The organism is Wandonia haliotis, assembly GCF_039523435.1.
In the GTDB taxonomy this organism is placed as follows: Bacteria; Bacteroidota; Bacteroidia; order Flavobacteriales_D; family Crocinitomicaceae; genus Wandonia; species Wandonia haliotis.
In genome coordinates, this window is record NZ_BAAAFH010000011.1 from 366,764 (window position 1) to 380,563 (window position 13,800).

12 protein-coding genes are annotated in these 13,800 nt (G+C 39.0%); 7 read left to right on the forward strand and 5 right to left on the reverse strand.

Features of this window, described 5'->3' with window-relative positions; translation table 11 throughout:
• Position 1 precedes the first annotated feature (1 nt).
• Together ABDZ97_RS09820 and ABDZ97_RS09825 are read left to right on the forward strand one after the other, a co-directional pair.
• The gene (locus tag ABDZ97_RS09820) at positions 2-667 is read left to right on the forward strand and encodes an HAD-IIIA family hydrolase (RefSeq protein ID WP_343787071.1); all 666 of its coding nucleotides are present in this window, start codon (positions 2-4) and stop codon (positions 665-667) included.
• On the forward strand, positions 657-1,607 hold the full coding sequence (locus ABDZ97_RS09825) for a DMT family transporter (RefSeq protein WP_343787073.1): 951 nt from the start codon (positions 657-659) through the stop codon (positions 1,605-1,607). The genes ABDZ97_RS09820 and ABDZ97_RS09825 overlap by 11 nt, the downstream gene beginning before the upstream one ends.
• Here ABDZ97_RS09825 and ABDZ97_RS09830 read toward each other — a convergent pair whose 3' ends face one another.
• Positions 1,608-2,024 carry a DoxX family protein gene (locus ABDZ97_RS09830; protein WP_343787075.1) on the reverse strand — a complete coding sequence of 139 codons (417 nt, stop codon included), beginning with the start codon at positions 2,022-2,024 and terminating at the stop codon, positions 1,608-1,610. It lies immediately after the preceding gene.
• Positions 2,025-2,098: 74 nt separating this feature from the next.
• Between ABDZ97_RS09830 and ABDZ97_RS09835 the strand changes: the two genes are divergently transcribed.
• A complete protein-coding gene (locus ABDZ97_RS09835) occupies positions 2,099-3,316 on the forward strand; it encodes a 4-hydroxy-3-methylbut-2-enyl diphosphate reductase (RefSeq protein WP_343787077.1) in 1,218 nt (405 codons plus the stop codon).
• A gap of 14 nt (positions 3,317-3,330) precedes the next feature.
• Here the strand turns inward: ABDZ97_RS09835 and ABDZ97_RS09840 are convergent, their stop codons facing one another.
• The 4 genes from ABDZ97_RS09840 to ABDZ97_RS09855 all read right to left on the reverse strand — a co-directional run bounded on the left by ABDZ97_RS09840 (position 3,331) and on the right by ABDZ97_RS09855 (position 9,351).
• Complete coding sequence (locus tag ABDZ97_RS09840; protein ID WP_343787079.1) at positions 3,331-4,596, reverse strand: NAD(P)/FAD-dependent oxidoreductase; 1,266 nt, start codon at positions 4,594-4,596, stop codon at positions 3,331-3,333.
• A 112-nt stretch (positions 4,597-4,708) separates the two neighbouring features.
• Positions 4,709-6,175, reverse strand: coding sequence for an aminoacyl-histidine dipeptidase (locus tag ABDZ97_RS09845; RefSeq protein WP_343787081.1), 1,467 nt, complete (start codon positions 6,173-6,175; stop codon positions 4,709-4,711).
• A gap of 62 nt (positions 6,176-6,237) precedes the next feature.
• Positions 6,238-7,149: an RluA family pseudouridine synthase gene (locus tag ABDZ97_RS09850; RefSeq protein ID WP_343787083.1), complete on the reverse strand. Its 912-nt coding sequence runs from the start codon at positions 7,147-7,149 to the stop codon at positions 6,238-6,240.
• Between the two features lie 66 nt (positions 7,150-7,215).
• Entirely contained in the window at positions 7,216-9,351 is a 2,136-nt protein-coding gene (locus ABDZ97_RS09855; RefSeq protein ID WP_343787085.1) for a S46 family peptidase, read from the reverse strand.
• A 96-nt stretch (positions 9,352-9,447) separates the two neighbouring features.
• Here ABDZ97_RS09855 and ABDZ97_RS09860 point away from each other — a divergent pair, with 96 nt between their 5' ends.
• The 4 genes from ABDZ97_RS09860 (at position 9,448) to ABDZ97_RS09875 (ending at position 13,779) form a co-directional block, all read left to right on the forward strand.
• Positions 9,448-10,131 (forward strand): hypothetical protein, encoded by a 684-nt coding sequence (locus ABDZ97_RS09860; RefSeq protein WP_343787087.1) that lies wholly within the window; start codon positions 9,448-9,450, stop codon positions 10,129-10,131.
• A gap of 91 nt (positions 10,132-10,222) precedes the next feature.
• Entirely contained in the window at positions 10,223-12,280 is a 2,058-nt protein-coding gene (locus ABDZ97_RS09865) for a M13 family metallopeptidase (protein ID WP_343787090.1), read from the forward strand.
• A 148-nt stretch (positions 12,281-12,428) separates the two neighbouring features.
• Positions 12,429-13,070, forward strand: coding sequence for a transcriptional regulator (locus ABDZ97_RS09870; protein WP_343787092.1), 642 nt, complete (start codon positions 12,429-12,431; stop codon positions 13,068-13,070).
• A 1-nt stretch (position 13,071) separates the two neighbouring features.
• On the forward strand, positions 13,072-13,779 hold the full coding sequence (locus tag ABDZ97_RS09875) for a DUF3307 domain-containing protein (protein WP_343787094.1): 708 nt from the start codon (positions 13,072-13,074) through the stop codon (positions 13,777-13,779).
• Positions 13,780-13,800 lie beyond the last annotated feature (21 nt).

Genomic DNA, 13,800 nt, shown 5'->3' on the forward strand with positions numbered 1-13,800 from the left:
CATGACCCTGTTTGATCGTATTCGGTTTTTGATCGTACAATCCGGACGTAAAGAAGCCGATTTTTGTGAACAATTTGGTGTACAGTCAATCGCTGACTTACCTCTGGTTCGTTTGAAGGAGATTTGCGAATTATTAGGAATTTCTGAAAGTCAACTCTTATACCATCCTTCCGAAAGGAAAGCATTTCCGAAAGATATTAAATTATTGATTCTGGATGTGGATGGTGTTATGACAGATGGCGGGATGTACTTCTCTGATAGCGGCGAACAATTGAAAAAGTTCAACACGAAAGATGGTATGGGGATTATTCACCTCACACGAAGTGGTTTTCAGGTAGGCATTATTTCTTCCGGTTTTAAGGGAGAAATGGTTCGTCACAGAGCTGAAATGTTGAAAATTCAGCATTTTTACCTCGGACGTGGTCAGAAACTGGACATTTTGAAAGAATGGTGCGAAAAACTGAATATCAGACTACACCAGGTAGCCATGATAGGTGATGATGTAAATGATTTGCAAGTGATGCAATCCATTGGCTATACTGCGGCTCCGGCTGATGCTGTTCCGGCTGTTCTTCAACAAGTCGACTGTATCCTCAGAAATAAAGGTGGAAACGGATGTGTGCGAGAGTTTATTGACGAGGTAATGAAAATACAAGTTGAATACTGATAGTCCGTACGTAGAAAAAACCAGAAAAGTAACCGTCAGTAAGGGAATTCAATATATCCTTTTATCGACATTGTGTTTTTCACTGGTAAATGTTTTCGTTAAGTTATTGGGTAAACCAACTGTTCTTACGCCAAATATTCAGGAATATCCTACCCATGAACTTGTTTTCTTCCGCTCCCTTATCTCTCTGAGTATTACAGCAGCTTTATTAAAGAAAAAACGACTTCCGTTACTGGGGACTAATAAGAAATGGTTGATTATACGGGGAGTGTTTGGTGTAATGGCACTGACGACTTTTTTTTACACACTTAAAGAATTACCTCTCGCCGTCGCGGTTACTGTACAATACCTCTCCCCTCTTTTTACAGTACTATTTGCTATCTGGATTATTAAAGAAAAAGTCAATCCTCTTCAGTGGCTGTTTTTTGCGGTTGCTTTGATCGGAATTGCTGTTATATCCTTACGAAATTCAGATTCGGGAACACTAAATGCATCTGAAATCTCTCCCTTCTGGATTTTGATGGGAATTATGTCTGCTGTTTTTTCCGGTGTTGCTTATACCGCTATTCTGAAATGTAAAGAAACTGATTCGGCATTGAATATTGTACTTTACTTTCCTCTAATAGCAACACCTATTATGGGAATTTGGTGTCTTTTTGATTTTGTGATGCCACGAGGAATAGAATGGTTATTTCTGTTAATTATAGGTTTGTTTACTCAATTTGCTCAAGTATTCATGACCAAGGCATTACATGAAGGAGGAGCTGCAAAAATTACGCCATTCAAATATCTGGGTGCAATTTATGCTTTCTTTATCGGTTTGTTGTTGTTTGGAGAAGTATTAAGCTGGACAGCTCTTGCCGGAATTTTCTTGATCTTAATCGGCGTATTGGGTAACGCCCTCCTGAAAAAACCGAAAAGAACTGCCCCGAAAACTTAATTATTTTTTCCCGCTAATCAGGTAATCAATACTAAAGCGCCCTGCTCCGGTAACCAGAACAGTTACGTAAATTAATAAATAGAGTAGTGACATTTCTTTCTTTCCGAACGGGTCTCCTGCATGTGCCATAAAAGCCGCTACAGCCATAGTTATTACCAGAAAAATAGCCGCCGGGCGTGTAAGTAGACCAATTATCAGTAATGAAGCACAAATAACCTCTGCAAATACAGCTAACGCCAAAGCAAAAGTATCTCCAAAACCAAAGGGGTCGTAAAAACTAATTTCACCTCCTGCCATTAATTTTTCCATTTTTGGCAAACCATGAGTAATCATAAACGCTCCTCCGAAAACACGTAAAAACAACAACCAGAAATCAACTGCTACAGGACTTTTAGATGTACTGAATATTCGTTTCATTTTTTCAATTTTATTTCCGCCGAATATACAATAATCCCGTATTCGTTCCTTATTTTTACTTACATTCGTTCTGTATGAAAAAGTTTAACATACCTCAACAATTTGATTCCGAACTGATTCGTCGGTTAAAGGGTCGCCCGAAAAAAGTTGATGGTATACGAGATTTTTCTCCTACGATTTGGTCTACAGGTGATCTCACCTTTAAAATTGCCCGGCATTTTGGTTTTTGTTTTGGTGTTGAGCAGGCTATCGAAAAAGCATACGATACTTTACGTAAACATCCGGATAAACGGATCTTCTTTTTAAGTGAAATGATCCACAATCCTCTTGTGAATAAGGATCTTGAGGAAAACGGAATTCGTTTCATTCAATCAACTACCGGTGAGCAATTGATTCCCTGGGACAGGATCACCTCAGATGATATTGTGATGATTCCTGCGTTTGGTACGACACTCGAAACAGAACGTGTTTTACAGAGTAAAGGGATAATTACGACTAATTATGACACGACTTGTCCCTTTGTTGAATTGGTCTGGAAACGATCCCGACAACTGGCAAGTAAACAAGCAACCATTATTATTCACGGTAAACCCGAACATGAGGAAACACGTGCTACGTTTTCACATGCTGCAGAAAAAGGAAAAGCACTTGTTATCCGGAATATGGAGGAAGCTGTCTTGCTCGGTGAGTTTATTTCAGGAGTTGTATCTCCCGAAGAGTTTACGACACATTTCCCGGGACGCTATTCAGACACATTTAATGCCGAAAAGGATTTGACCCGAATAGGAGTTGTCAATCAAACTACTCTTTTAGCAGAAGAGACACAGGAAATAGCAGACTATCTGAAAAGTGTAATGATAGAAAAGTATGGTAACGAGTCTCTTTCTGAACATTTTGAAGATACAAGGGATACGTTGTGTTATGCTACCAATGATAATCAACAGGCAGTAAAAAGCCTTATCCGGGAAGAAGCTGACTTTGCTTTAATCATCGGTGGTCATAAAAGTTCAAATACAACTCATCTGGTTGAACTATCCCTTGAAAAATTGCCGACTTATTTTATCCGGGATGAACATTCTATTCTTCCCGACGGATCAATAGAACATTTTGATCTGTCAGTACAAAAATACAGAATAACACCTGAGGTGATTAACAAAAATAACCCCGGAACTATTCTGATCAGTTCCGGAGCGTCGTGTCCCAATAGTACTGTTGAACACGTTATTCTTAAGGTAGCTGCTCTATATGAGTATGCTAAAGAAGACCTGCTTCAGAACCTTCCGCTGGAATAACACGACAGTGTTTTTTACATTTTTCCTCGTAGCATTTTTGTCCAGTATAGATACGGCAATACATATCGTTTTAAAATCCACATAAACCAGGAAGGTTTAGTCAGATTAAAGAACTTACTAAGCAAAGGATCGCTGTCTCTTACGTTATTATACTTAAATTCTGCCAATAGCATCTTCCCATATCCGGTAACCAACGGACACGAAGAATAGCCATCGTATTTTTTAGTTGAAAGTTTCCCGGTTTTAATTAACGTTACAAGATGCGCCACAACAACCGGAGCCTGTTTTCGGATGGCAGCTCCTGTTTTTGCTGTTGGTAAAGCAGCCACATCCCCTACTGCAAATACATTATCATATTTTGTATGTTGTAGCGAATGAATATCAACACTTACCCACCCTTTAGAAGGTCCATCCTGAAAAGCCAATGGAGAATTTCTTACAAATTCGGGGGCTGCCTGAGGAGGTGCCAGATGAAGCATATCAAATGGCATCGCTATTTCCGAATCACCAACTATTGATTCCTGTATCTTATTGTTCTCTGTAATAACACACGCATTATCCCCCGGTTCAGCATACTTAAAATAGATTATTTGGTTTTCAGCATCAATCCGAACAGGGAGATAATATGGTTTAAAGAGTATATCCCGATCGTGAATAATTTTGTTTAGTGGTCTTGCAAATTCCTTTACCCCGAAGATTACCGACCCGGGAGTAGCGAAAACTACATTGGTTTTATCGCGAATTCCTTTCTTCCTAAAGTAGTGTTCTGCGAGGTACATAATTTTCTGTGGAGCACCTCCGCATTTTATAGGAGTTCCCGGTTGTGTAAACACGGCATTCCCTCCTTTAAAATTACGAAGAACTTCCCATGTGTGTTCAGGATCAGTATAATTACTGCAGACAAGACCTTTATCCAAACTTTCTTTTAGACCAGGAAGCGCATCCAAATCCATAACCAGCCCCGGAGAAAGAACCAAATAGTCATAAGTGACTCTATTTCCGTCTCCCAACACGACTGTATTGGTATCCGGTTGTAATTCCGCTGCGTAGGATTGAATCCACTCGACCCCGTCAGGAATGAAATCAGCCTCCTTCCGAATCGTTTTTTGCATAGCGTAATTACCCGCACCTACTAATGTCCAGGCAGGTTGATACTTATGTTTGTCCGAAGGCTCTACAATGGCAACCTGTAATTCCGGAGCTTTTCGTTTCAACTGAGCAGAAACCATAATACCTCCGGTTCCTCCTCCTATCACTAAGATTTGAATGTGTTTTGCCATGTTTTTTCTTTTTGATTGGGTAACTTTTCCCAAAGTTTGAAAAAACCAAACACATTCACTGTGACTTATGTCACAGGCTTATAATCAGGTGATAAACTCCAAACTACCCGACTTAAATAGATGGGATCTCTTCGAGTGTAGACAATAAAAAGCTCCAGAATTTTTGTACGGAAGAAATCTGTACGCATTCATCAGGAGAGTGTGCATGTCGAATATTAGGTCCGAAAGAGATCATGTCTGTATCCGGCAGATGTTTTCCTAAAATTCCACACTCTAATCCTGCATGACAAGCTTTTACATCCGGATTTCCTTTAAAAATATCTTTGTACAGATTTCCCATAACCCCCAATATCGGAGAATCCGGATTGGGTTGCCATCCTGGATAATCTCCCTCCTGCACAACTGTTGCGCCAGCGTTTTCGAAGGTAGTACGTATCGTATTTGCAACGTCCATCTTTGAACTCTCCACACTACTTCTTTGAAGAGATTGTGTAACTATTTTACCTTCTTTCACAATCACTCTTGCCAATGAAGATGAAGTCTCTACAAGTCCCGCGATATCCGGACTCATTCGATACACACCGTTGTGTAAACTATAAATCGCATTTACAAATGTGCGTTGTGCTTTAGGTTCCATTACCATTGCCGGAGCTACTGTCTTTTCGCTAAGAATACGTAAATCCGGTTCTATAGCATGATATTCTTTTAAGATTTCGTTCGTACGTTCTTTAAATGAAGCTTCAAAAGCTTCTGTATTGGATGCAGGAATAATAATTACCGCTGTTGACTCTCTGGGGATAGCATTACGAAGGCTACCACCATCTATCGATGCAATATGTAATGCGAATCGATCGTCCATATCGTACAACAAACGATTCATTAGCTTATTCGCATTTCCTCTTCCTTTGTCAATATCCATCCCACTGTGACCACCTTTTAGCCCTCGTAACTTGAGAACGTATGCTACAGAATCCGCTGGGGTTGGGATTTCCTGATACGTCTGTGTTGTATTTGTATCTATTCCTCCTGCACATCCAATCGACAATTCATCATCATCTTCTGTATCCAGATTAAGGAGTATTGAGCCGGACAAATGAGCCGGATCAAGTTCCATAGCTCCGGTCATTCCTGTTTCCTCATCAATTGTAAACAAAGCTTCTATTGCCGGGTGTTTTACATCTTCTCCCTTAGCAGAAAGAACAGCCATAATAGCAGCAACACCAATTCCATTATCGGCTCCGAGTGTCGTTCCGTTAGCTTTTACCCAATCTCCATCTACAATCATTTCAATCCCCTGATTGTCAAAATCAAATTGTGTATCACCATTTTTCTGGTGTACCATGTCAAGGTGAGATTGAAGAATAACGGTCTGTCTGTTCTCCATACCCGGAGTAGCCGGCTTTTTTATAATTACATTACCGATACGATCTACGAGCGTTTCGAGTCCCAGTTTGTTCCCGAAATCAACCATAAATTGTATAACACGTTCTTCTTTTTTACTTGGGCGCGGAACCGCGTTAAGATCTGCAAAATGACTCCACAAAGCATGTGGTTCCAAACTCCTTACTTCCTTGCTCATGTTACAAATTTTGTTTTTGCAAAGGTAATGATTCCTTTGGGGTGACGTTTCTTTTCTCCGTATTAATTAACGTTTCCCTTCTCTGATGTAAACTTTTCAAAACGTCGTTTTTCATTCTCCATAAAACGCGTGAATTTTGCAGGAACAGGAACAGAAACAACAAGCTGTTTGTGTAGAAAAGGATGTATAAATGAAAGTTGTGTAGATGCCAGAAACAGCCCCTTACCTTTTAGTCTTGCTTTAGGGGTTCCGTATAACGGATCGCCAAGAATCGGGTGTCCAGCTTCTGCACAATGTATACGAAGCTGATGGGTTCTTCCGGTAAAAGGAATTAATTCGACAAGGTGAACAGCCTCATTACTGAGCGAAGGTGAACTTGTTATCTTTTTTACAGAGGAAAGCGATTCTTTTTCATTAATTAAAAACTTTAAATAACCATCAATAACTTTCTCTCCTACAACAATTGCATGGTATATTTTATTTACCTGTCCTTTTTCAAATAATTCCCCCGCCTTCACACGTGCTTCACGGGTTTTAGCTATCAGTAAGCAACCGGAAGTGGATCTATCCAAACGATGACATGGTAAAGGAAAAGGCAATGCATCCTTTGCTACTGACGGCTCCAAATTATGAGGCAATGCATGTTCAATCGTTTTAAAGTAATTGCCGCTAACAGGGTATCCGGGAGGTTTATTAATAACAGCATACCACTCATCTTCATAAACAACATCCAGATCAATCGGGAAGACTTTAAATCCTTTCCCGGATTCCGCTTCAACAACTTCTATCAAATCCCCCTGCTTCACAAAGGCAGATCCTTGTTCAGGTTGTCCGTTTAAAAGAATTTCTCCTCTCTTTATTGCCTTTTTCACCCCTTTTCGGGTAGTGATTGTTTGGAATTTTCCTAAACAATAAGCTTCCAGACGGATACTTTCCGGTTCTGTTTCTACCAGTAGCTTTTCTTTTACAATCACATGCTAAAAATAAGAAAACCCTTTCGAACAAAAGCCGAAAGGGTTTATCTGAAAGATTAATTTCTTTTATTTAATCAGTGTCATTTCTTCTACTAAATGTCCTGCACCTGCGTATATATCCATCACCCACAGTACATAACGCATATCCACCATGATGTTTCGGCAACGAGAGGTATCAAACATAAAATCGGACATTGTACTTTCCCAGGTACGATCAAAATTAATTCCAATCAGATGTCCTTCTGCATTTAGTGCAGGAGAACCTGAGTTTCCACCGGTTGTATGATTTGAACCTGAAAAACACACCCAAAGTTCACCATCCTGTGCATATTGACCGTATTCTTTTTCATTATACAGTTGCATCATACGGTCATCCAGATCAAAATCTTCGTTCCCTGAATAGTATTTTTCAATCATTCCGTCTACTGTTGTGTAGTGGGTGTATAACATACCGTCTCTCGGAGCAGAACCCTCTAGTTGCCCATAAGTAACCCGTAAAGTACTGTTTGCGTCCGCCCAGTGATTTTTTTCAGGAAACATTTCCAGTTTCCCCGCTACGTATACTTTCATCATCAAATCCAGCTCTCCCTGATAGGTTTGCAGATTCTGCGCCAACTGTCCGGCACGTACATCCCATAAATCACGATATAACAAATACCCCGGATCTTTCTCTAATTTTTTCATCGATTTTGCACTCATGCTCTCGATAAAACCAACTAGCTTTTCCTCATTTACCAACATCGATTTTCCATAGATCTGAGCAGAAAGATCCTCAGTACTTTTTTCTTTAAAAGACAAGGGGTGAAACTCTTCTTTCAAATGTTTTTTTGCCACAGGCGAAATTCTGTCAAAAATAGCCTGGTCTACCTGCACGTCGTAATCTTTAAAGTGTTTTTGGATAGAAGCTACAATTGCACCTTTTCTTTCTTCCCACTCTCCGTTTTCGGACCACTTTGAATAGTTATCAGCAATACTTTCCACACTTCGTGCCAGTCGTAAGAACTCCGGTCCATAGAAAACATATTCAATAATTACAGCATCTGCCATTTCATATTCTTCATACACCTTAAATAGGTCTATAAGTGCCTTTACAACGGTTCCGTACTTATTTTTCCATTCCGGATTAGCATTTGCACGGTCTGTGTATTCTGTTTCTCTATCTTTTTTGATTTGTTGTGCATTCAAGCGACGGAGACCATCGATTTGTCCTATCCATTTTTTATACGCGTTTGCGATACGAGATTGTTTAGACGCATACTGAATTCGTGTTTTGTCACTTGCTTTCATCGCCGCATCAATCACCTCCAGAGATTTTTCCCGCATTTCAATACGTACAGGGCGGTCTTTTTCCATAACATACTTGAGGTATTCCGAAGTGACATGTTGTTCTGTCATCCCCGGAAAACCGTAAACCATTGTAAACTCACCTTCTTCTCTGTTAGTAATATTTACAGGAAAATGATGAAGTGGTTTGTAAGGAACATTTTCAGCTGAGTATGGTGCCGGTTTATTATCTTTTCCTGCATAGACTCTGAAAACAGAAAAGTCACCAGTATGGCGGGGCCAAACCCAGTTATCTGTATCTCCCCCGAACTTACCAATAAAAGAAGGTGGTGCTCCAACCAAACGAACGTCTGTAAACTTTTCCTGCACCAACATGTAGTAGCTATTCCCGAAATCAAATGCTTTTATCTGAGCTTCATAATGCGTAGTATTTTTGATTTCTTCTATCAGCTTCCCTGCATTTTCTTTAATTTTAGCTTCTACCTGAGGAACGTATTTCAAGCCTTCTGTTCCTTGTAAAACAGCTTTAGTTACATCTTCAATTCGAACAATACGAGTAACGAAAAGTCCTTCATTAGGCAACTCTTTTGATTTATCCATTGCCCAGAATCCATATTTCAAATAATCATTCTCCAGAGAAGAATGTTGTTGAATCTGGTAGTATCCGCAATGATGGTTTGTAAGTATAAGTCCCTGATCAGAAACTATTTCAGCTGTACATCCTCCATTAAAATGAAGAACTGCATCCTTCATACTGGAGTTGTTTACCGAATAAATATCTTCTGCACTTAACTTCATCCCTTTTGCCTGCATATCAGACTGAAAAGCCTGAACAAGACTTGGGATTATCATTCCTTCCTCGGCTCTTAAAAAAGAGGAAGAAAGAATGAGAGAAACGATCATTATCTTTCTTAACATACCTAAAAATTTTAGTGGCTAAATATATCAAGTATTCTGCAAATACCGTGCTAAAGTTCATTATTAAACGTATTTTTGGGACAAAATCAATGCGGAATGAAAATTTTAGAATTCATCTTTCATCTGGGAGTTGTTTTTGCGGTGTTTGGATTTCTATGGTGGATATTTATGGCCATTTTAGCAATTTTCAGAGGAGGAAGAAGTAGGAATGAAATAGAAACTTATTCGTTAAAACTGATCAATTATTTCTTTTTGGTTTCGGTTACAGCGCGCTTCGCTGTTGATCCTAAATTTGGATTAAAAGGAGCTGAAGATCAGACAGGAAATATTGTTGCAGGATTGATTCTATTAATGTACCTTATCGGGAAAATTCAAAAAAAGGAACAGCGACTTCAGATGTCGATGGCTCTACGAGGATTCATGCAACCTGTAAAACGAGTGTTTAACCGAAAAGTAGAGGTAATTCTCCTTTTTGTTGCTATTGCTTTTTTCACCCTATTCGTATTTGTTCCTGAAACTTCTTATAATCCTGTTACTAACTGGTTTGTCGAAAGTATTATCAATATTGCGGACACACCTGTATTTGGCTTTATCTTTAAAGTAATTGGTTTTTTCTTTTTACTAAACGTGCTTTTCCGGTTTATCGGAGGAATTTTACAGGTTTTGGGATTAAAATCACCAGTAACCATTCAATCTACAAACTTTACCGACTTTCGGAATACAAAGGATTCAGACAAGTCTGACGAGGATGATTTTGACGATTATGAGGAAGTAAAATAAGCTTCTTCTCCTTTTATCCTTCCGGACAACCGATCGTAGAATAGACATTCTTGTTTTTTAGGTTTTTTGTACTTTCGTTAAAAACCAAATAATGATGTTCAGCACAATAAAATTACTTATCAGTGGTACCCTTGCCTTGCAGGTTGCGGGTAGTACGGGAGATGGAAAGAAAAAGGGAAAACAACCTGATAATAGCCCCAAAGCTGTAATTGATCAGTCTTATATGGACAAATCCATTCGTCCTCAAGATGATTTTTTTCTGTTTTGTAACGGTACATGGGTAAAAAATAATCCGGTTCCGGAAACAGAATCCCGATGGGGAAGTTTTAATGAGTTGGATCAGGATAACAAAGAGAAGTTAAAAGTAATTCTCAAGTATGCTGCTAAGAAAAAGACGGAACCGGGAAGTCCGGAGCAATTAGTGGGGGATTATTATACATCTTTCACGAATATGAAAGAGCGAAATAAGCTAGGGTTCTCTCCTATCCATAAAGACCTTGAAAACATAGCGTCTATTGAAAGTGTAAAAGATGTTCCTGGTGTAATTGCGAAACTACATAGCGAAGGTGTTCGTCCACTTTTCTATTTCGGAGTTCGTCAGGATCTGAAAAATGTAAACGGACATATTACCTACTTTAGTCAGGGAGGATTAGGATTACCTAACAAAACATACTATCTAAAAGAAGATAAAGCAGCTATACGGACTGCCTATAAAGAGCATATTGTCCGCATGTTCCGTCTTGTCGGAAATGATGAAAAGCTGGCTTCAAAAAAAGCAGACCTTATTTTCGGATTAGAAGAAGAACTGGCAAAAGCAAGTATGTCACCGGATAGCCTGCGTGTTCCTGAAAATACATACAACAAATTCTCCCGTGATGCTTTTGAAGGGAAGTCCGGAAATATGAGTTGGTCGGGGTATTATGAGCAAATGAACAATATCGACTTTGATACGATTGTCGTGGGGCAGCCTGTTTTTCTTGAGCGTATTAATGAACTAGTAGAAACAACTCCTCTGGACACATGGAAAGCCTATTTAAGCTGGAACCTGATCAATACGTACGCAGGACACTTGAGCGAGGAGTTTGTACAGGCTAACTTTGACTTCTACTCTACTACATTAAGTGGAACGAAAGTAATGAAACCAATTGAAGAACGTGTTATTAATGAATTGACAGGACTTCCGATCGGTCAGGCTTTAGGTCGTTTGTTTGTGGATAAACATTATTCAATGTCTGCTCAGGATAAAGTAAACAAACTGGTAGACAACCTAACGCTTGCTTTTCGCGAAAGATTAGAGACAAGAACATGGATGACAGAAGACACTAAAAAACGTGCTCTGGAAAAATTGAATGCTATTTCCCGTAAATTAGGCTTCCCGGATGAGTGGGAAGATTTTTCCGCTATCCATATTTCTTCCGATGATTATATTGGTAATATTCGCAATATAACGGCTTATTCGATTAACAAAAACCTTAGTAAATTAGGTGAAGAAGTGGATCGATCTGAGTGGGGAATGCCTCCTCACATGGTGAACGCGTATTATCATCCATTGCTGAATGAAATCGCTTTTCCGGCTGGAATTATGCAACCCCCATTTTTTGATGAAAATGCAGAAGATGCTGTTAACTATAGTCGTATTGGCATGGTGATTGGTCATGAGTTAACACACGGTTTTGATGATATGGGGTCTAAATTTGCTGCAGATGGAACATTTACGAACTGGTGGTCAGAAGAAGATCGAAACCGGTTTAATGAAAGAACAGATCTTTTAGGAGCTACGTTTGAGGATTTTTGTCCGTTCGACAACCAATGTGTCAATTCCAGTCTTACCATGGGAGAGAATATTGCTGATCTTGGAGGAGTAACTGTAGCGTTTTATGCTTATAAAAAGACTGAAGAGTTTAAGGCAGGGAAAGTAATTGATGGATATACCCCTGCTCAACGATTCTTCATTGGTTTCGGACAGTTGTGGAAAATCAACTACAAAGATGAAGAGTTAAAAAAACGATTGGCTACAGACCCCCATTCTCCGGGGATGTACCGAATTAACGGTCCATTAAAAAATTGCCCTGAATTTTTCGAGGCATTTGATGTAAAAGAAGGAGATCCTATGCGAAATCCGAAAGGAAAAGTAGCTGAAATCTGGTAAAATTCTTTTCGTTATAAAAAGCCCCTGTAAATAGTTCGTCACTAGTACAGGGGCTTTTTTATCTATATATTCATAGATAATTTGATTTATCTATATATTTGTAGATATTATATTTTATCTATATATTCGTAGATATTAAATATTGATAATGAAAGGTGTACTTACAGGAGATATCATTAATTCAAGAAAATTACCGAATACGGAAAGCTGGTTACTCCCTTTGAAAGAAGAGCTTCAAAGGTGGGGTGACAGTCCGGGAACATGGGAGATTTTTAGGGGTGACTCTTTTCAGCTTCTGTTGGATAAACCGGAAGACACGTTAAAGGCTGCATTACTGATAAAAGCCGTAATGAAGAGTACAGAGCCGGTTTCGAATCGCCATCACTCACCTGTAGATGTTAGAATTGCTATTGGTATTGGTGCACATTCCTATTCAAACGAAAAAGTAGTTGAAAATAATGGAGAGGCCTTTATTTTTTCGGGAGAGCTAATTGATGAAATAAAAAAGGATAAACGAACGCTAGCTATAAGAACCCCTTGGGAGGAACAAAATAAGGATTTGAACCTTATTTTTCAATTACTATCAATACCTGCTGATAACTGGACGGTTTCTTCTGCTCAGATGATGAAAATACTGCTGGAAACACCTCAGATTAAACAGAAAGAAATAGGAAATCAACTCGGTATTCAGCAAAATACTGTGAATTACGGATTGAAACGGGCGCATGCTGATATTGTCGTACAAACAGAGCTGTTATTCAGGGAAAAACTACTAAAACTTTGCCAATAAGATGATTTTGCTAATTAAAATGATAACTGCTCATATTATTGGAGATTTTGTTCTGCAATCTCAAAAATGGGTCGAAGAAAAGAAAAAGAAAAAGGTAATGGCTCCTGCTCTTTACTTTCATGTACTTATTCATGGACTTCTTCTTTTTGTATTTACGTTCGATGCTGCTAACTGGTTACTGATCCTGCTAATTATGCTAACGCATTATGGGATTGATCTTGCAAAATTGTATTTTCAACAACCTCGAACGAAAACGATGTGGTTCTTTGCAGATCAGCTATTACATCTTATCAGTTTGTTCATTATCTGGTTCTTTTTGACAAATCAGGATATCACTCTGTTTGATTTTCTTGACTCAGCAGACTTCTGGGCGTATAGTGCGGGGTTATTCTTTTTGATATTTGCGGCAAATATACTCATCCGTGAACTGCTCTCTTATATCGGAAGTCTTGCGGAAACTAATAATCAATCTCTCCCAAATGCCGGGAAATACATTGGTATTATTGAACGTCTGCTGATCTTCATGTTTGTAGTACTTGATTTTTGGCAGGCAATTGGTTTTCTATTGGCTGCAAAGTCAATATTTAGATTTGGCGATCTGAGTGAAGCGAAAAACAGGAAGTTAACGGAGTATGTCATGATAGGAACACTGTTAAGCTTTGGAATAGCTATTGTTTGTGGTTTGATTGTGTCTTATATCGTCCGGTAGTCAGTTTAACCGCAGGAAAAA